At 49.4% G+C, this 18,499-nt stretch carries 17 protein-coding genes; 11 read left to right on the top strand and 6 right to left on the bottom strand.

Features of this window, described 5'->3' with window-relative positions; translation table 11 throughout:
• Positions 1-1,206 carry an aminotransferase class I/II-fold pyridoxal phosphate-dependent enzyme gene (locus MKY82_RS24650; protein WP_339294575.1) on the top strand — a complete coding sequence of 402 codons (1,206 nt, stop codon included), beginning with the start codon at positions 1-3 and terminating at the stop codon, positions 1,204-1,206.
• Here the strand turns inward: MKY82_RS24650 and MKY82_RS24645 are convergent.
• Positions 1,192-2,097: an AraC family transcriptional regulator gene (locus tag MKY82_RS24645; RefSeq protein WP_339294574.1), complete on the bottom strand. Its 906-nt coding sequence runs from the start codon at positions 2,095-2,097 to the stop codon at positions 1,192-1,194. The two genes, MKY82_RS24650 and MKY82_RS24645, sit on opposite strands and share 15 nt — an antisense overlap.
• A gap of 219 nt (positions 2,098-2,316) precedes the next feature.
• Between MKY82_RS24645 and MKY82_RS24640 the strand changes: the two genes are divergently transcribed.
• Positions 2,317-3,204 carry a sugar phosphate isomerase/epimerase family protein gene (locus tag MKY82_RS24640; RefSeq protein WP_194543929.1) on the top strand — a complete coding sequence of 296 codons (888 nt, stop codon included), beginning with the start codon at positions 2,317-2,319 and terminating at the stop codon, positions 3,202-3,204.
• 24 nt (positions 3,205-3,228) lie between these two features.
• Positions 3,229-4,260 carry a Gfo/Idh/MocA family oxidoreductase gene (locus MKY82_RS24635; protein ID WP_339294572.1) on the top strand — a complete coding sequence of 344 codons (1,032 nt, stop codon included), beginning with the start codon at positions 3,229-3,231 and terminating at the stop codon, positions 4,258-4,260.
• Positions 4,261-4,406: 146 nt separating this feature from the next.
• Here the strand turns inward: MKY82_RS24635 and MKY82_RS24630 are convergent, their stop codons facing one another.
• Genes MKY82_RS24630 through MKY82_RS24620 form a run of 3 tightly spaced genes read right to left on the bottom strand, consistent with a single transcriptional unit; the run spans position 4,407 to position 7,265 of the window.
• The gene (locus tag MKY82_RS24630; RefSeq protein WP_194543927.1) at positions 4,407-5,303 is read right to left on the bottom strand and encodes a sugar phosphate isomerase/epimerase family protein; all 897 of its coding nucleotides are present in this window, start codon (positions 5,301-5,303) and stop codon (positions 4,407-4,409) included.
• Positions 5,304-5,352: 49 nt separating this feature from the next.
• Positions 5,353-6,210, bottom strand: coding sequence for a sugar phosphate isomerase/epimerase family protein (locus MKY82_RS24625; RefSeq protein WP_113060682.1), 858 nt, complete (start codon positions 6,208-6,210; stop codon positions 5,353-5,355).
• Positions 6,207-7,265 (bottom strand): Gfo/Idh/MocA family oxidoreductase, encoded by a 1,059-nt coding sequence (locus tag MKY82_RS24620; RefSeq protein ID WP_113060683.1) that lies wholly within the window; start codon positions 7,263-7,265, stop codon positions 6,207-6,209. Before MKY82_RS24620 ends, MKY82_RS24625 begins: the two co-directional genes overlap by 4 nt.
• 126 nt (positions 7,266-7,391) lie before the next feature.
• Here MKY82_RS24620 and MKY82_RS24615 point away from each other — a divergent pair, with 126 nt between their 5' ends.
• The 5 genes from MKY82_RS24615 (at position 7,392) to MKY82_RS24595 (ending at position 12,918) form a co-directional block, all read left to right on the top strand.
• Entirely contained in the window at positions 7,392-8,249 is an 858-nt protein-coding gene (locus MKY82_RS24615; RefSeq protein WP_194543925.1) for an AraC family transcriptional regulator, read from the top strand.
• A gap of 325 nt (positions 8,250-8,574) precedes the next feature.
• On the top strand, positions 8,575-10,338 hold the full coding sequence (locus tag MKY82_RS24610; RefSeq protein WP_339294571.1) for a glycerol-3-phosphate dehydrogenase/oxidase: 1,764 nt from the start codon (positions 8,575-8,577) through the stop codon (positions 10,336-10,338).
• Positions 10,339-10,675: 337 nt separating this feature from the next.
• Positions 10,676-11,488, top strand: a complete 813-nt coding sequence (locus MKY82_RS24605; RefSeq protein WP_339218895.1) for an HAD-IIA family hydrolase — start codon at positions 10,676-10,678, stop codon at positions 11,486-11,488.
• A 67-nt stretch (positions 11,489-11,555) separates the two neighbouring features.
• The gene (locus tag MKY82_RS24600) at positions 11,556-12,161 is read left to right on the top strand and encodes a glycerol-3-phosphate responsive antiterminator (RefSeq protein WP_071223375.1); all 606 of its coding nucleotides are present in this window, start codon (positions 11,556-11,558) and stop codon (positions 12,159-12,161) included.
• Between the two features lie 43 nt (positions 12,162-12,204).
• On the top strand, positions 12,205-12,918 hold the full coding sequence (locus tag MKY82_RS24595; RefSeq protein WP_071223150.1) for an MgtC/SapB family protein: 714 nt from the start codon (positions 12,205-12,207) through the stop codon (positions 12,916-12,918).
• A 227-nt stretch (positions 12,919-13,145) separates the two neighbouring features.
• On the opposite strand, the gene MKY82_RS24590 is transcribed toward MKY82_RS24595, so the two are convergent.
• Positions 13,146-13,829: a lysoplasmalogenase gene (locus MKY82_RS24590; protein ID WP_194543921.1), complete on the bottom strand. Its 684-nt coding sequence runs from the start codon at positions 13,827-13,829 to the stop codon at positions 13,146-13,148.
• A gap of 150 nt (positions 13,830-13,979) precedes the next feature.
• Between MKY82_RS24590 and MKY82_RS24585 the strand changes: the two genes are divergently transcribed.
• Genes MKY82_RS24585 through MKY82_RS24575 form a run of 3 tightly spaced genes read left to right on the top strand, consistent with a single transcriptional unit; the run spans position 13,980 to position 18,037 of the window.
• Positions 13,980-15,665, top strand: a complete 1,686-nt coding sequence (locus MKY82_RS24585) for a spore germination protein (RefSeq protein ID WP_339294570.1) — start codon at positions 13,980-13,982, stop codon at positions 15,663-15,665.
• 21 nt (positions 15,666-15,686) lie between these two features.
• Positions 15,687-16,901 carry a Ger(x)C family spore germination protein gene (locus MKY82_RS24580; protein ID WP_339294569.1) on the top strand — a complete coding sequence of 405 codons (1,215 nt, stop codon included), beginning with the start codon at positions 15,687-15,689 and terminating at the stop codon, positions 16,899-16,901.
• 14 nt (positions 16,902-16,915) lie between these two features.
• A complete protein-coding gene (locus tag MKY82_RS24575; RefSeq protein WP_194543918.1) occupies positions 16,916-18,037 on the top strand; it encodes a GerAB/ArcD/ProY family transporter in 1,122 nt (373 codons plus the stop codon).
• On the opposite strand, the gene MKY82_RS24570 is transcribed toward MKY82_RS24575, so the two are convergent.
• Positions 18,032-18,292 (bottom strand): hypothetical protein, encoded by a 261-nt coding sequence (locus MKY82_RS24570; protein ID WP_339294568.1) that lies wholly within the window; start codon positions 18,290-18,292, stop codon positions 18,032-18,034. The two genes, MKY82_RS24575 and MKY82_RS24570, sit on opposite strands and share 6 nt — an antisense overlap.
• Between the last annotated feature and the right edge of the window lie 207 nt (positions 18,293-18,499).

Raw genomic sequence — 18,499 nt, 5'->3', positions numbered from 1 at the left:
ATGAATCCAACGAGCAGCTTTCTAACATCAACGGTGCAACTTTTGCCGCCTTCCGGCATCCGGCAATTTTTTAATGCGGCCGAAGCGGACGATGACGTCATTTCTCTCGGTGTAGGGGAACCGGATTTTGTGACGCCTGCATGTGCGATTGAGGCCTGTAAACGAGCTCTGGACCATGGCCGCACGATGTACACGCCGAATGAAGGGCTGATGGAGCTAAGGGAAGAGATTGCGAAATATCTGGATACCGGATTCCAGCTGCAATATGAACCGTCGAGGGAGATACTGGTCACGGTTGGCGGCAGCGAAGCGATTGATCTTACGCTGCGGGCGCTCATTTCGCCGGGGGATGAAATTATTATTCCCGTGCCGGGATATGTCGCTTATGCTCCTCTTGTGCAATTGAACGGGGGAACTGTCGTTGAGCTGGAGCTTTCCGCAGAGCATAAGTTCAAATTGACTGCGGCTGCACTGCAGAAGTTGATTACCCCCCGGACGAAAGCGATCGTTGTTAACTTTCCAAGCAATCCGACAGGCGCCGTGATGACCTACGAGGATTGGCTGCCGATTGCGCGCCTTGCGGTTACGCACAATTTGGTGGTGATTTCAGACGAGATGTATGCCGAGCTTACCTACGGCCGCACGCATACCAGCATTGCTTCGCTGCCTCGGATGCGGGAGCGCACCATCGTCATCGGCGGCTTCTCCAAAGCCTTTGCCATGACGGGCTGGCGGGTCGGTTACCTCTGCGGCGACTCCCGCCTGGTGAGCGCCATGGTCAAGATTCATCAGTATACCGCGCTCTGCGCGCCCATCATGGGGCAGATTGCGGCTCTCGAATGTTTAAGAAATGGACTCGGGGATCGGGACGTAATGAAGCAGGCTTATGATGAACGCAGAAGAATGTTTGTGCAGGGTCTGAACGATATCGGCCTAAGCTGCCGCGATCCTCAGGGTGCTTTCTACGCATTCCCCAGCATAACCGGAACGGGTCTGGGCTCCCAGCAGTTTGCGGAGCGATTGCTTCGAGAGGCAAAGGTGGCCGTTGTACCCGGTCATGTGTTTGGCGCCGGGGGCGAAGGCTTCATTCGCTGCTCGTATGCCGCTTCGCCCGATCGATTGAGCGAAGCGCTCGATCGAATGGATCGCTGGCTTAGGACGCATGCAGGTGCTGACCATGGCCTGCACACCTTACAGAATTCTTGAGAGTTTGCGGTAATCGGTAGCGGTAATCCCCTCCAGTCTGCGGAAGATTCGGCTAAAATAATGAATATCCGGGTATCCGACCCCTTCGCCAACCGCCTCGATCGAGATATCGGATTCCCGGAGTAGCCTGCGCGCTTCGCGGTGGCGAACGGATTGCACGAATTCACTTGGCGGCATCCCCGCAAAGCGTTTAAACAATTTGGCGGTATGATCCGGGCTTAACATTAAATGCTCCGCAATCACTTTGTTGCTCCAGTCTTTGGCTGGAGTTTTTTCGATTTGAGACATCAGTTCAATCAGTTTGGCATCGTGCGGTGACGTCTCCGTCAAGGCCTGGGAAGGATGCGTCCGAAGCAGTTGAACCAGCACATCCAGCATCAGCCCTTTGCAGGCAAGCTCATAGCCGGCGGGACGCAGGGTGAACTCCTCCACGATTCGTTCCATCATCTGAACGCAAGGCAGCGGGGGCGTGTAGATGACACGGGAAGAGAGCGGGGGAAAAGCGGAGGACACCGCTTCATGCGCGAATTTATTCGGATCCAGCACGGCTTCATTCACGATCATATCCGCTTCGGTCTGTATGTCCAGCTCATCAAAGAAATCAAAATGAATCCCCAAAAATCGCGCGTCAGGATGGGAGACCACCTCATTCTGGTGGTAAACACCGGACGGCAGGAAGATCAGTTGACCGGCTTCGATGCGATAGCGGTTCCCGTACATCGTTGTAGCGGCTTCCCCTTGGTATACATAGAGCAGTTCAAAATCGTATAACCTGCGCTGCGGGAGTGATCCCGACGCCATGCGTTGAAACTGCGCATAGTGAATGCAGGGTGACCATTCGCGAAAAGGCGCTTCGCGTTTTATCGGAAAATTGAGGTCCATCTCGCTCATCGTAAACTCACTCCAAAATGTTATTAAGAGATGATAAATAGAACGGAATAGTCCAAATAATCACTTTTCTATCTAAATCATTTGGCGGAATATTTATTTATTATATAAGTATTATTACATCCAAATGGTTTATTTACAACTTGACGGAAAAAGTCAAATGATGTGTTTCAGAAAACGAGTGTTACAACATTAACCTATTGATTCTAGGAGGGATTCACGATGAAGAAAGGGATTAATATCTGGTCGTTCTCGGGAGATGCTTCCATCTCCGACTGCATCCGATTGGCAAAGGAAGCCGGGTTTGAAGGAATCGAATTGTCATTAAACCAAACAGGAGAGCTCGGCCTTCAGGCTGGCGATAAAGAGGTACAGGCCATAACAGAACAGCTGAAAGAAGCCGACCTGGACATTGCGGGTTTGGCGACAGGTTTGTATTGGGAATATCCGATGACCAGTGATGACCCGGCTGTCCGTGAGAAGGCCATGGATATTTGCAAGAAGCAGCTGGAGCTCGCGTCCGCTTTCGGAGTGGATGCCATCCTTGTGATCCCGGGGGCGGTCGGTGTCGATTTTGTTCCTGGTTCTGCAGTCATCGATTACGAATATGCCTACGAGCGGGCTCAAGAATCCATTCGTAAGCTGGTTCCTTACGCGGAAAGCGCCGGCGTTGCCATCGCGATCGAGAATGTATGGAATAAATTCCTGCTGTCGCCGCTGGAATTGCGGACCTTCATCGACGAGATCGGTTCCGAATATGTCGGCTCCTATTTCGACGTAGGCAATGTCGTGCATAACGGTTATCCGGAGCACTGGATTCGGATTTTGGGTGAGCGGATCAAAAAAGTCCATTTCAAAGATTACCGCAGACAGGCAGGCGGATTGCACGGATTTGTCGACCTGTTGGCAGGGGACGTTAATTATCCGGCCGTTGTTGAAGCACTGCGCTTGATCGGGTATGACAACTATGTTACGGCAGAGATGATCCCGGCGTATACCCACTACTCGGAGCAGATCATATTTAATACATCCAATGCAATGGATGCGATTCTTGGACGCACGCCAACTTTGCGCAAGCCGGATGCCCGCCAGCATCAAGGCCAATCATAACAAGGGATAACGGAGGGAATAAGGATGCTGAAAATCGGAATATTGGGATTTGGTTTTATGGGGCGCATGCATTTCGACAATTATGTTCGACTAGCCGAGGAGGGCGCGGACATCCAGCTGGTGGCGATTTGCGATTTGCGCATCGATGAGCTTAAGGACAGCAAAGCCAACGGGAATATGGCAACCGAGCGTGATGTATACGACCTGGAGCCTTATCATCTGTATGACCATGTGGACAAAATGCTGGAGCATGAAGAGCTGGATATTGTGGATGTATGCCTGCCGACTTATTTGCATGCGGACATGTCCTGCATGTTGTTGGAGCGGGGGATTCACGTCATGTGTGAGAAACCTGTCGCAGGCAGCTCCGAGGAAGCCTGGCGCATGGTAAAAACAGCGGAGCGCACAGGAAAAACGCTCATGATCGGACAATGCCTCCGTTTCTGGCCAGCTTATGAATATTTAAAAGAATGCGTAGAGGACGGTCGTTATGGAAGCATCGTTGCAGGCGAATTCTTCCGGGGATCGGAGCCGCCTCAAGGCTGGTTCCTGGAAGGAGACAAGAGCGGTGGCTGTATCACGGACATGCATGTGCATGACGTGGATATGATTCATTGGCTTATGGGCAAACCGGAGCGCGTATCGACTTTCGCCAAAACGATGATTAAAGGAAGCTCGTACGATGTCGTATCCACCCACTACAGTTTCCCGGATGGCAAAGTGATTAACGCGCATGCGGATTGGACGCTGCACGGCGAACACGGTTTTTATATGGGTTACCGTGTGAATTTGGAAGAGGCAACGCTGGTGTTCGAGAATAACGAACTGAAGGTGTACCCTGAAGACGCCCCAGGCTTTACGGCTGAGCTGTCCGATGATTCCGGTTATTATCGTGAGCTCCGGTATTTCATTGAGCATGTTGCGCAAGGAGAGCCGGTAACGGTATGTACGCCTGAGAGCGCTGCCGGGTCGCTGGAAATTATTGAAGCCGAGATTCGTTCCGCAAGAGCGAACGGCGCCTTGGAGACGGTATCAGGGAAACGGGTGGTATCTTAATTTTATTTACTAGGTAGGACAATATAAAACAAGGCCAATCAGGTTATTCCCTGATTGGCCTTGTTTAGTTAATGAGTTCACTGCTTCCTATTCAAGCAGTAGCATTGACATCCTGCAGCAAGAACTCTGAATGAATCGTGTACGTGTTAAGCTCTGAACGTCTTCAAGAAGTCCACGGCAAGCTTGATATCCGCTTCCGGATTGGCTTTCACTTCACGTTCGATGGTCAGATACCCCGTATAGCCAATATCCTTGAGAGCTTGCAGGTAAGCATTCCAGTTCACGCCGCCTTCGCCAAGCGGCACTTCACGGAACTTCTCACCCGATTCCGCCATATCGGCAATTTTGTCATGGTCAAGGGCAGGTGCCTCGTATCCGAAATCGCCGTATACATCACGAGGATCGATATAGTCAGCCAGCTTGATTCCGTCCTTCGCGTGTGTATGAACGATATAATCCTTCAGGTTGTACACGCCCTGTACAGGATCATCACCGGTAACCATGACCATATTGGCCGGGTCAAAGTTTACCGATACTCCGTTGGAACCCAGGCCGTCAAGGAATGATTTCAAATGAGCCGAAGGCTCCGGACCTGTCTCGATGGCAAAGAATGCGTCCATGGACTTCGCGAATGTGCTAAGCTCCAGGCAAGCTTTGTGCATCGTTTCATATACGCGGCTGTTATGATCTTGCGGCACGATACCGATATGCGTGGTGATGATATTGGTTCCCAGCTCCAAGCCGAGCTCCATGATTCGTTTGGATTTCTCGATTTTAGCCGCATTCTCAGCAGGGTCCTGGAAGCCGTGTCCGCCAAGGTCACCCACGAGGGCGGAGATTTCAAGTCCCAGTGAATCGATGTAATCCTTCAATTCTTTTCGCGCCGAAGCAGAGAGGTTGGCCGGATCCATTTCGCCATGAACGGCATAGATCTGTACGCCGTCTGCACCGACTTCTCGGGCTTTAAGAAGGCCATCTCTTACTCCAACGCGAAAGCTGTCAACAATAACGCCAATTTTGTTAGGCATGATAGGCTTCGACATGCTAATATCCCCCTTATATCATCCTTGTGTCATCCATCGTCCGTATAACTTAAACCTCATTCCAGGTTTTACGGAGATATTCCAATCCAAACTTAGCTCCCGTACGGCAATCTTCCATCCCTTCGAATTCGATCGAGATATAGCCGTCGTAACCGGATTCCTTCACGATGCGAACGACTTCCGGCATATCGATATCGCCTTGGCCGACAATCGCGCCACGCAGCCAGTTGCCGCTGGAGGTGTTAAACCAACCGGATCCAGGTGCGCGGTGAGCCGGGCGATAATAGAAGTCCTTGAAGTGAACCATCGAAGCCAAGCCGATGTTGTTCTTGACTGCCACAGTTGACACCTCATCTGCACAGAGGAAGTTTCCAATGTCCAGGGTTGTTTTGAAGTTAGGGTGATTAACGGTTTGAACCAGCGCTTTTACACGGTCGCTATGTTGAATGAAATAGCCGTGGTTCTCCACGCTTGTTGTAATGCCGCGTTCTGCCGCGTAATCGGCTATGATTCGGCATGCATTGGCCAGGCGGGGAAGTTCCTCCAGGAAATGCGTGATGGACAAGTCCTTGGAAGAGCCTACGTCATGGCGCATCAGCTTAACGCCAAGCGCGGCCGCAATGTCCACTTCGCCTTTAACTCTTTCAATCTCCGCTTCATATGCAGCATCATCCAATTCCGCAAAATTGGCACCGATGGCATAGTTGGAGATCTCAAGCCCTTTGGAAGCGGCATGGGATTTAATGGTATCGATCAACTCCGGCGTTTCCTTCAGGTTAAAGCCGAGTGGAACGATTTCGATATGCTCTCCGCCGATTTCTGCAACGTAGTCGATGACATCAGTAATGGTCATTTCGCCTTTATTCATGGCCTGGTACAGGCTGTATGAGCTTATTCCAAGTTTCATAAGAGAACCTCAACCCCTTTTTCGGCGGATTCATAGATCCCGCACAGAATCTTCATGATCTCAACGCCGTCTTCAACCGGGCTGAGAGGTGACGTGCCGTTCTCGATGCTGGAAATGAAATGATCGACTTCGCTTTGGAAAGCCGCGTTGAAATCGAATCCTTTGTTGTCCGTTTGAGGCTGGATGTTGATGATGGTATCGTGCTTTTCCGTTACGATGACCACTTCCGGATCAATCTCGAATCCGCCCTTGTCTCCATACAATTTAACGGATTGCAGATTCTCCTTCGAGTGCAGCGTGAAGCTGACGTCTACCAGCAAAGAGGCGCCGTTTTCAAAACGGATCATCGCATTCGCCATATCCTCAACCGTGTTCTTCTCCGCGTCATAGTCAGCCGCTTTGTAGAAGGAGAGGTTGCGAACATTAGAGCGATTGCCCAGCTTTCGATATGTATTGGCGCTGACGGAAACCGGTTTTGGCCGACCCATCATGTACCAACACAGATCAATGACATGCACCCCGATATCGATGAGAGGTCCGCCGCCGGAACGCTCAATGTCAGAGAACCAGCCGCCTGGATTGCCGAGACGACGAACAGAGGAAGCCTTAGCGAAGTAGATGTCCCCAAATTCACCCTTATCTGCAAACTCGCGGAGCATCTGAGCGTTAGGGTCGTAACGTCTTACGAAGCCGACCTGAAGCAGTTTGCCGGAGGATTTAACGGCTTCCTGCACTTGAAGCGCTTCCTCAACGGTACGGCAGAGAGGTTTCTCAACCAGGACGTGTTTGCCCGCATTCAGTGCCGCAATGCTGATTTCGGCATGCGTATTGTTCCAGGTACAGATGCTTACTGCATCGATTTCCGGATCAGCCAGAAGTTCGTTATAATCGGTGTAGACTTTGGTAGCACCGTATTTTTCAGCTGCACGCTGTGCTCTTTCTTCATTTAAATCGCACACGGCGAGCAAATTCGCGTTCGCATGTTTCTCATAGGATTGCAAATGCATAGCAGAGATCGATCCCGTGCCAATGACGCCAACATTAATAGATTTCATGAGTTCACTCCTCTGAATTTACTGCATTACACTTTCGTATTATAATGCTTTTAGAGGAAGACACCATGATAAACCGTGCTGTTTGTTTGTACAATTGTGCTGTCTTACTGGAAGGAGATCAGAACATTGGACAAAACACTGCGAGAACCGATGACCATGCCGGATCCTCAGTTTCCGATTAAGGTTCATCGTTGCGAGTTTGATGGACGGGGACAGGTTTTGTTTAACCACCATTGGCATGAACATCTTGAAATTCTATACATTGTATCAGGAGAAGCGAGTTTGGAGTGCGGCTCGTCCACCTTCACGGTCAAGGAAGGCGATATGATCGTCATTAACCGGAATGAGCTGCATTACGGCCTCAGCCTGTCGGATCATTTGTTTTATTATGCGTTAATCGCGGACTTCTCGCTGCTTCAGAGCCATTCGCTGGATGCAACCGAGATGAAATTCATCACGCCGATCACCCAGAATCGGCTGATCTTCGAGAACCGAATTAGCGGGGATGATGCGCTAGCCTCCATGCTGTCTATCATTCATGAGCTGGAACAGCGGGAATTCGGTTATGAGCTGGCCGTCAAATCAGAACTGTATCGGCTGCTTACGCTGCTTGTTCGAGGTTATGTAGCGACGGTTCTTACCCTGGATGAGTACATCGAGCGGATGAAGAATGTGGAGCGCTTTGCCCCGATATTCAAGTATATCGAAGAGCATTACCGGGAGGATTTATCAGTGGAGCTCCTATCCGGCATGGCGGGTCTCAGCCGCTTTCATTTCAGCCGGCTGTTCAAGGAAATCAGCGGCCGGACCGTGACGGAGTATGTGAATGAGACGAGGCTCAACCGGGCGGATTATCTCCTTCGCGAGAGTCCGCTTACCGTATCCGAAATCGCGGCTGCGACCGGGTTTAATGATATTTATTATTTCAGTCGAACCTTCAAGAAATATAAAAGCATGGCTCCATCGGCTTTACGGAAAAAGTGAGAATCGGCTTTAACGGTTCTGAATAGGCTCCATATAGACATAAGTATAAAAGCAACCTATAATGAATAATCATATTTATTGCATAAAGTGGCGGAGATAACGGAGAACCCTTTTGCTTAAATGCGTACTGTATTTGGTATGCATTCCAAGCAGAAGCGGTTCTTTTTTTGAAGAGATAAGAAAGTATCATACGAGGCTTAGCATCCTTATCTCGCAAAAAAAACTTCCGCAAAATGCGGTCAGTCTTCAGGTAAAGTACGTCGATAGACGTTCTTCTTATGATGGAATAGGTTCTTTATTATAAATTCAGAGAGGAGAATGTCAGGTGGACACAAGCTTATCCGCCAAGATGCGGACCCAATATTTGCAGGACATGTCGGCAAAAAAGCTGGATGTGCTGGTGATTGGCGGCGGTATCACGGGTGCGGGAATTGCTTGGGACGCCAGCTGCAGAGGGATGAGCGTCGGCTTGGTGGAAATGAATGATTTTGCTTCGGGAACGAGCAGTAGATCAACGAAGCTGATTCATGGCGGTCTTCGGTATCTGAAGCAAGGAGAGATCGGCTTGGTACGTGAGGTGGGTTCTGAACGGGCATTGCTTCACCGGAACGCTCCACATCTGGTGGAGCCTATTCCGATGCTGCTCCCAATTTATAAAAAAGGCACTTATGGTTACCTTGCCAGCGCGATCGGATTGTATCTGTACGACTGGCTGGCAGGGGTCAAACGCAGCGAACGGCGCAAGATGTTCCGGCGCGAGAGTACCCTGACCCTTGAACCGCTCTTTCGAAAGGAGGGATTGAAAGGTTCCGGTTATTATTATGAATACCGAACCGACGATGCTCGATTAACGGTGGAAGTGATGAAGTCTGCAAGGGCCAAGGGAGCGCTCATCGCGAATTATGCCAAAGTCCAGGAATTCATGTATCGAGGAGGAAAAGTAGTAGGAGCTCATGTAGAAGACCAAGTGAGTGGCAAGACCTATACGATAAACGCCAAAAAGATCATCAATGCCGCCGGGCCATGGGTGGATCAGGTCAGGCTCAAGGATAATTCGCTCAAGAGAAAGCGCCTGCTTTTAACAAAAGGCGTTCACCTGGTGGTGGATCGTGCCAAGCTTCCCATTCGGCAAGCTGCTTATTTCGATGTACCGGGTGGCCGAATGATTTTTGTCATTCCAAGAGAGGGCAAGACCTACATCGGAACGACTGATACCGTTTACGAGGGGGCGATTGAGACGCCTGGTATTACCGAGGAGGATCGGCGATATCTGATCGATGCGGTGAATCATGCTTTCCCGGAGTCAAGGCTGCGGCCGGACGATATCGAATCCGGATGGTCAGGCTTACGGCCGCTCGTCCGTGAGGAAGGAAAGGGACCTTCTGAACTATCGAGAAAAGATGAGATGTTTATATCCGATTCCGGGTTGATCACCATTGCAGGAGGAAAGCTGACCGGATTTCGGAAAATGGCCGAAAAGGTAGTGAACCTTGCAGCCAGACAGCTTCAAGACGCCGATGGCACCATCTATCCTCCCTGTACGACGGATCGGGTTCCCATCAGCGGGGGCGACCTGAACGGCCTTACCTATAAGGAGCTTCAGAAGAAGTTGATTAAGCAGGGTGAATCCCTTAGTATCAGGCCCGAAGACATTCTGAGCCTCATGAACAGGTACGGCTCCAATACGATGGAGCTGATGAACCGGGTCGCTTCTTCTTCGCAGGAAGCGGAAACGACCGAGCTTCGATTGTTACGTGCGGAAATCGAGTATTCCATCGAATATGAGATGACGATGACCGCAGTCGATTTTCTGTTAAGAAGAACGGGCTGGTTATTATTCGACCGGCAAAAAACCGAGCGAACCATTGCTCCCGTCATGAGGCTGATGCGTGAATATTTAGAGTGGAATCAAGAGGAAGTCGACAGGCAATGGGAGCTGCTGCAGGATCAATTGCAATTGGCATGGGGAGTGGCGGAAGGCAGCAGGATGGAACGGTATACGGATCCGCCGGATCGGGTAGACGTCACCGGATCGCGTTCCGACCAGGAAGCCGAGCATTCCTCCGCCGTGTCGGCGATGAATCGATAGGGATCTTATTTATCAGGATCGTCTTGTCAAATGTAAAATGTGGATGTAGTATAACCATATAAAGTTATAGAGCTGGGCAGAGATGATGAGAAGCCCTTTGCATAACGAGAACTTTCATTTGTGATGAATGAAGGCTTTTTCAATGCAAAGTGCTTCTCATTTTTTTGTATCCGCATGGAACCGCTTGTCCAAGGACTAAAGGGCATGGCACCGTCATATGTATACTTTACGGATGGGGACTGTGGGTCCATAACAGAACTGATCTGGCCAGAACATGTCCAATTTATGTTTACAATCGGGCGAAATTACAGATTGAACATGCAGAGGAGAACGAAACATGGATCATTATTCAGGGTATATTTTTGATTTGGACGGTACGATTTATCTTGGGGCTGAGGCCATTGATGGTGCGGTGGAGACCATTCATTATTTGCAGGGACTGGGTAAGAAACTATTGTTTTTGACCAACAAAACGATAGATTCCAGGGAAAACTATTTGAAGAAATTAAGGAAGCTTGGCATTCAAGTTGAGCTGAACAACATATTGAACCCTGCGCTCGTTACGATTCATTATCTTCAGAAGCATCATCCGGACGCAAACGTGTATGTCATTGGCGAGGATATATTGAAGAATGAGCTGCTGGACAATGGCATACGATTCGCCTCATCGCCGGAGGAAACCGACGTTGTGGTTGTATCATGGGACCGGGATTTTCACTACCGCCATCTGGATTTTGCATATCAGGCGATTAAACGGGGCGCTGATGTGATTGCCACCCACCCGGATCGAACATGTCCGATGCCTGGCGGCGATGTCCCGGATTGCGGCGGCATGATCGGTGCCATCGAAGGCACCGCCGGCATTACAATCACAACCATCATGGGCAAGCCCTCCGTCTTGACGGCATTGACCGCTCTTGATATTTTGGGAGTGAAGGCCGAAGATTGTCTGATGTCAGGGGATCGGCTGGAGACGGATATCAAGATGGGAAATCAGGCAGGGATGAGTACGGCGATGGTGCTGACCGGCGTATCGAGCAGGGACGATCTGATGGACAGCAGCGTGAAGCCCACCTATGTATTGAATTCGGTCTACGATATTTATCTCAGCGGTACTGCCGTGAAGCAGGCAGATGAAGCAAAGTCATGAGCATGAACAAAAATATGCCGGGGCAACGGGAGAATTGGAGATGTTGCGGCGGCAACGAGGTGAAGACATGAAAACCAGTGTTGAAGGTGCACAACGAATTTCGTATTGCTTGAAGCGTAAGCCCATTATTACTTCATTAATGAATGCCGATGAACTCCCTGCTGTGCTGGCGACCGAATCGAATATCGTATTTATTCTCAAAACCGATATTTTTATCATCGAATCGATCGTTGAACAGATTCGGGAGGCGGGCAAACTCTCGTTTGTGCATTTTGATCTGATTGAAGGGATCGGTAAGGACAAAACGGGGGTTAAGTATTTAGCTGAAAAGGTGGGCATCGACGGTATTGTCACGACAAAAAACACGGCGATTGTAGAAGCGAAGAAACTGGGCTTGTTGACGGTCCAGCGTCTGTTTGTATTCGATTCCGTTTCTCTGGACAACGGGATCAAGATGATTAAGGCCTCCAATCCGGATGCCATTGAAGTGCTGCCGGGCATGGTGTGTCAGCGGATCATGGAACGGATTCGTGCAGAAGTGGACGTGCCCGTCATCGCTGGAGGACTCATGATCGATTTGGAGGATTTTGATACGGCTTTGAAGAGCGGTGTAATTGGCATATCCACCTCCAGCAAAGAGCTATGGCGCTGGCAGGATGAACATATGGTATAGCGAAGAGCCGCCTTACATGACAAAGATGGGTGGAGATTAGGGAATGGATGTGTTTCAACTGGATACGCAAACCATGCTGATGCGGCTGCTGTTCGCTGCATTGCTTGGCGGTTTAATCGGTTGGGAGCGGGAACGCAGAAATAAGCAGGCCGGTTTAAAAACCCATCTCTTGGTGGCTGTTGGATCAACGCTGATTATGCTGACTTCCATTTACGGTTTTGATTCTGCGCTGATTAATCATCCCAATGCGAGGTTTGATCCTGCCCGGCTGGCGGCACAAGTTGTAAGCGGTATCGGTTTCCTTGGTGCCGGGGCTATATTGCGGCGTTCCAATCATATCATTTCAGGTCTTACCACGGCGGCAACTCTTTGGGTGGCGGCTGCTATCGGTTTAAGTGTCGGCTCCGGTTTTTACTGGCCGGCGATCATAACGACGGCGATCGTTCTGGTCAGCACGCTGGTGTTAAATAAATTGGAATCGAAATTTCTGTTTATCAAAAAGTCAGGCAGCTTGAAGATCATCATTGAGGCCGGAGACCGTCCGGTTCATGTGAGTACTATTACCGAATTGCTGCAAAAGGCCAATATGACGGTGGAAGGCATGATCGTGAATAATGACACGACGGAAGACGATTCGACCAAGGTGACGATGGAATTCCGGGTGTATTCTTTTAACAGCAAGGGAATTAACGGATTATTCGAGCAGTTGTGGCAGGTAGAGGGCATTAAGCAGGTTCGTATGAACTGGCGGGATTAAGAATTTCTTGTATGGTTTGATGAGCAAAAATGTTACATGATCAGCTCCCTATGATTGGACCATGATGTTGTACAGGGCTGAGCCCGGGTGGACCCGGGCTCGGCTTTTTAACGAGAGAAGGAAGTATAAACATCCGGGGCTTAGCATCCTTATCCCGCAAGAAAAACTTCCGCTAAGTGCGGTCTGTCTACTGAAAAGTACGTCGATAGACGTTTTTCTTATGTTTTCTATGGGGCGGCAGATGCATTCAAGGACGAGCTTCCTAAGGCCTGTACTCGAGGACTGTCAAAAGCCGAGATGCTTCTGGCAATCAGGAATTGGGCCGCGTAATAAGTGGTCATAATCCAGACGTTCGAATAGCGGATATCGGCAACAAACATGTTCCAAGACAAGATCGAGTCCGAGATGACAAAGAGCAGGCTTCCAACCATCGCATACCGATTCCCGGTCATGATGGCTGTCCAGAGCATGAACGAAATGACTGCGATATAAGCGATGACGGGAATCATCAAAGCTTGCTCCCCGTTTGACTTGAGAGAGGACACCAATGGAATGCCCATCCATACCGAATAGGCCGCAATCGGTACGATGCTGATGAGGCGGGGAAGTGAATATCGCCAGTGCCCCAGAAAGCCAGCTGTATAGAACAGATGACCGATCAGAAAAGCGGTAAGGCCCACGACAAACCAGATGAGCGTGCCGTCACCGATCATGCAGAAGAACAGTCCCGATAACAGAAGATAGTGAACTTTAGAGGTATGGGGCGGGAATTGCCGATAGGCAAACAGGATGATGAGCCACATCGGAATGAGCTTGAACAGGAGTTTCACGAGCAACGGCTCGGACGGAATGAAGAAAATATAAAGCAGACTCATGATCAGGATGATAAATGGCAGCACGTATCGTTTCAACTATAAACCTCCCCACACAATGTAATCTTCATGTTTAGACAATTCTTCTTACAGCGTCCCAATCCCTCTTTCTAATCTTTCGCATGAAAAAGGAATGTAAAGCAAATAATGGAGTTAACTTGAGCTTTGAAGGATGGGGGTACCGACACCATGATACGCTACCGATCTCGAAACCGCCGCTCGATTCCCGCAAAGAAATCAGAGGAGCAGGTGGTATCTTCGAAGTCAGGGTCATCCGTGATTTCTGGTCATATAGAAGAGCTGCTCGATCGTATTCGGACCGAGTCCGGAGACAGCCCGGATATTGTTACCCGCCGCTTGAAGCTGGGCGGTGAGCCAGAGGAGAACTGTGCCATTGTATATTTGAACGGACTCAGCGATCCTGAGATGGTCAACAATTTCGTAATGGATTCTCTCCTGCGTTTAACCCCTGATTTATATAAGGGTGAAGGGCCCGATGCCTACCTGGACAACATCATGAAGGATGGGCTGTCGATGGGCGAATCCAGAATAATGACCGAATGGAACGACATGATGTTGGCCATTCTGTCAGGGGATACGGCCATCCTGCTGGAAGGTGCCGAGAAAGCCATCGTAGCGGGTACGCAGGGCGGAGAATGGAGATCCGTTACCGAGCCGACCTCCCAGCTTGTAGTTCGCGGACCCAAGGATAGCTTCGTGGAGTCCATCGCTACCAACATATCCCTTATCCGGCGGAGGCTGAAATCCCCCGATCTCTGGCTGGAGACCATGAAAATCGGATCCGTAACCCATACCCACGTGGCTCTTATGTATGTGAAGGGAAAAGCAGATCCCGGGATCGTAAAGGAGATTAAAGAACGGCTGAATGATATCGAGATTGAAGGGATACTGGAATCGGCTTATATCGAAGAATTTATTCAGGATAAAACGGTAACCCCTTTTCCCACGATCTATAATACGGAGCGTCCTGACGATGCCGCCAGTAAATTGCTGGAAGGCAGGATCATCGTCCTGGTTGATGGTACCCCCTTCGTCCTGGTCCTTCCAACGGTATTTGTTCACTTTTTCCAATCCCCCGAAGATTATGCACAGCGATTTGATATTGCAATTGTGATGCGGATTGTCCGCTATCTCAGTTTTATTATTCTGATCCTGGGCCCATCGGTTTATATAGCCCTCACCACCTTTCATTACGAAATGGTGCCGACCTTATTGCTGATCAGTTTGGTTGCTCAACGGGAAGGGGTGCCGTTTCCCGCCTTTGTCGAAGCGATGCTGATGGAAATCGTATTTGAAATTCTGCGTGAGGCCGGGGTGAGGATGCCCAGAGCCATCGGACAGACCGTCTCGGTTGTAGGTGCTTTGATCCTGGGGCAGGCAGTCGTTGAAGCCGGCCTGATTACGCCAGCGATGGTCATTGTCGTGGCTTTAACCGGTATTGCAAGTTTTGCCATACCGGCCTATAACCTATCCATCGCCGGACGCTTGATTCGGTTCGCTTTTATGGTACTGGCCGGCTTGTTCGGATTTTACGGGTTGACGCTGGGATTAATCATCCTTGTTGCCCATATGAATAGTCTCCGTTCGTTCGGAGTTCCCTATTTATCGCCGATCAGTCCTTTTCGATTGCGGAATCAAAAAGACGCTGTCATCCGAATGCCTTTCAAATCGCTCCAAGCGGAAGCCTTGTCCGCATCTCATTCGGGCAGTAATCGAGGTACATCGGGGGAAGCCGCATCACAGGAAGCCGGGAATCTATCATCCGGTTTATACAATCGGAGTGCCGGAAGGGATAACAGTGATACGGGGGACCAGAAAACGGCTGTTCCGGCCGTTGAGTCCAATCGTAATTAACGTTAGGGGTGTAGCCGGAAAATGTTCAGACTCAGATGGTTGGTTAGCATTCTCCTGTGCTGCTGCCTGAGCACGATAACGGGCTGCTGGGATGCGACTGAATTGAATAAGCGGGCCATTGTCGCCGGTATCGGCATTGACTGGAAGGAAGAAGAGCAGCAATATATGATTTCCTTCCAGACCATCATCGCGGATGAAATATCCGGCAAAACAGGCAGGGGAGCGACACCTACATCCATATACAAGTCATCCGGAAAAACGATCGTTGAAGCGATGCGTAATACGTCCCGCAAATTGCCGCGTATCCTGTCGCTAGCCCACACGGGTTTGATCGTCATATCCGACGAAGTGGCCAGGAACGGAATTATCGATCTATTCGATTATTTGGATCGTGATTCCGATATTCGATTGACAACCGAAATTTTGGTTGCCGCGGAAGGACAAAAGGCAGAAGACGTGGTTGCCGTACTGACGCCTATCGGAAAGATTACGGCTTTTGCGCTTGTACAGAAGATTGAGTTAACCTCAAGACAGTTAAGCGAGAACTTCCGTGTTGAGGTAGACGATGTCATTCGGGATCTGCTCGTTCCCGGCGGCGGGCCTGTCATTAACGGCGTCATGATCGAAGGAGATGAGCAGCAAGCCGTAAAGAAATCCAATCTCGAAAGCTCGAAGAGTGCAGGCCTGGGTGTTATTTCTAATCTGGCTATTTTTAAAGGAGACAAACTTATAGATTGGATGACCAGGGAAGAGAGCAAGGGAACCGTGTGGATCAAGGATAAAATGCATACAACGCCATTAAATATAAGTCTTGAACACGGACAAGGCGAAATTGCATTGGATGTCATGCGATCGAAGACCCGGCTGGAAGTGAAATTTAAAGAACCGCTTCAACCCGTTATCCACATATTCGTCGAGCCTAATTTCTCGATCCGGGAAGTGATTAGCGACATCGACCTGCGGAATCCGAGTTCGATGAGAACGCTTGAAGCAGCTGCTAACAAAGAGGTGGGTCGTATTCTGAAATCAGCCGTGAAGAAGTGTCAGAAAGCGAATAGTGATATCCTCGAATTCGGTCAAACGGTAGAACGCGCCAGACCAGAAGCCTGGCACAAAATGAAGGGTCGATGGGATGTGATCTTTCCGCAGTTGGAAGTGGAATATCATGTGAAATCCGTTGTGCGTAACTCTCAGATGAGAGATCGCTCCTTTAAATACAACATGAACAACCAGTAAAGGGGAGCTTAAAGGTGAAGGTGAAAATCAGTCCGCTGCAGTTCTTCTCGCTGCTGGTTCTATTTCAGTTCGGAACGACGCTTGTCGTGAACATGGGCCTGCAGGCCGGTAAGGATTCCTGGATTGGGCTGCTGATTGGCATGGTGATCGGAACGATGATGTATTCGCTGAATGTTTATTTGTACACCATGTTTCCTGATCATCTGCCGACGGTTTATTATCGAATATTGCTTGGGAAATATTTAGGGGGATTGGTGGGAGTATCATACTGCGTGTTTTACCTGTATACAGGCTCCAGAGATATCGTAGATGGAGGGCTGTTGGTAATGGCATCGGCAGCCCTTAAGGAGACCCCGCTCCTCGTTGTCAATTTGATCATGGTGATGACCGTCGCTTTTGTGCTGCACCAAGGAATGGAGGTGCTTGGACGCACCGCTTTGATTTTCTTGGCGATTGTTCTGCTGATCAGCGTATTCAGCGCCCTGGTTATCGTATTTTCCGCAATCGTGGAAGTCCATCGCTTGCTTCCTGTTCTGGGTAACGGCGTACAACCCATCATTCAATCCGTAGTGAAAAAAAATATGCACTTCCCATTTGGGGAGCTGATTGTTGCTACAGTTCTCCTTCCACATCTGAGCCGGCGGAAGAGCGGGATCAAGGCGGGGTATTGGGCTATTTTATTCAGCGGAACGATGCTGGCGCTAACCTCTGCCGTTACCATTTCCGTCCTTGGCGAGAACATTGTGGAGCGTTCGGTTTTTCCTTTGCTGACGATGGTCGGAAAAGCCAATATTTCGGAGTTCATTGAGCGGACGGAAATTTTGATCGTGATGGTTCTGATTATTGGTGTGTTTTTTAAAATAAGTCTGTATTATTATGCCGCATTGATCTCTGCATCCGAGCTGTTCAACATTCCCTATCAAAAATTGATCTATCCTTTCGCTTTAATCATGCTTGGAAACTCGATGATTCTCGCACGTTCGTATAGTGAGCATCTCATGAAAGGAAGCCAGCATCTATATATGGTTCTCCCTATATTTTCAATCGCTGTACCCTTGGTGCTTGTCGTGATCGGTTTGATTCGCAGAGCAAGCTCCAAGGGAAAAACCAAGTCCGACTCTAGCTCCGGATCATGAACCATGTCCCGCGTTTCCAGGACTTTGGCTTGAATCACGGAGCTTTTTATTTTTGAATGCTCGGTAACAATCAGGAAGGATCAGGAGGCATAGCAGCACCGTAACCGTTAGCTTCTCTACGATGGAGAATAGAGTAAACTGCCAATTGATCATAAAGTTGTACCATGGGAACCCGAACAGACAATCTGTAAGCACGGTATAAGACAGGCAGAGAGTACCTAACAGCAGGGTGATCGCATATTTTTTGATATACATCGTTACTTCCTCGCATTTCCTATGGTTTATGACTTGCCAATCCATGACAGTGTTGTATTAGTATGAAGGGTTTATTGAATAAACATACAAAGGAGAGTTGTATCCAATTGAACCAAGCGATGAAAAGGGGCGTATATGAACCGACAGGAACAGAAGAATATGCCGTTTATGGATGGGCCTAAGGGTTATAGATCTTTTATAATGGAA

The sequence above is a fragment of the Paenibacillus sp. FSL W7-1279 genome (assembly GCF_037969845.1).
Lineage (GTDB): Bacteria > Bacillota > Bacilli > Paenibacillales > Paenibacillaceae > Paenibacillus_AQ.
Note: the sequence above shows the minus strand (reverse complement) of the source record. Positions and strands in the feature narration are given on the sequence as shown.

What these genes read in the sequence shown, in the direction of transcription:
- MKY82_RS24620 (WP_113060683.1), bottom strand. Translation starts at nt 7,265, where the DNA reads ATGAAATCTATTAATGTTGGCGTCATTGGCACGGGATCGATCTCTGCT.
- MKY82_RS24600 (WP_071223375.1), top strand. Translation starts at nt 11,556, where the DNA reads ATGAAAACCAGTGTTGAAGGTGCACAACGAATTTCGTATTGCTTGAAG.
- MKY82_RS24630 (WP_194543927.1), bottom strand. Translation starts at nt 5,303, where the DNA reads ATGTCGAAGCCTATCATGCCTAACAAAATTGGCGTTATTGTTGACAGC.
- MKY82_RS24605 (WP_339218895.1), top strand. Translation starts at nt 10,676, where the DNA reads ATGGATCATTATTCAGGGTATATTTTTGATTTGGACGGTACGATTTAT.
- MKY82_RS24640 (WP_194543929.1), top strand. Translation starts at nt 2,317, where the DNA reads ATGAAGAAAGGGATTAATATCTGGTCGTTCTCGGGAGATGCTTCCATC.
- MKY82_RS24645 (WP_339294574.1), bottom strand. Translation starts at nt 2,097, where the DNA reads ATGAGCGAGATGGACCTCAATTTTCCGATAAAACGCGAAGCGCCTTTT.
- MKY82_RS24635 (WP_339294572.1), top strand. Translation starts at nt 3,229, where the DNA reads ATGCTGAAAATCGGAATATTGGGATTTGGTTTTATGGGGCGCATGCAT.
- MKY82_RS24570 (WP_339294568.1), bottom strand. Translation starts at nt 18,292, where the DNA reads ATGTATATCAAAAAATATGCGATCACCCTGCTGTTAGGTACTCTCTGC.
- MKY82_RS24625 (WP_113060682.1), bottom strand. Translation starts at nt 6,210, where the DNA reads ATGAAACTTGGAATAAGCTCATACAGCCTGTACCAGGCCATGAATAAA.
- MKY82_RS24595 (WP_071223150.1), top strand. Translation starts at nt 12,205, where the DNA reads ATGGATGTGTTTCAACTGGATACGCAAACCATGCTGATGCGGCTGCTG.
- MKY82_RS24650 (WP_339294575.1), top strand. Translation starts at nt 1, where the DNA reads ATGAATCCAACGAGCAGCTTTCTAACATCAACGGTGCAACTTTTGCCG.
- MKY82_RS24580 (WP_339294569.1), top strand. Translation starts at nt 15,687, where the DNA reads ATGTTCAGACTCAGATGGTTGGTTAGCATTCTCCTGTGCTGCTGCCTG.
- MKY82_RS24585 (WP_339294570.1), top strand. Translation starts at nt 13,980, where the DNA reads ATGATACGCTACCGATCTCGAAACCGCCGCTCGATTCCCGCAAAGAAA.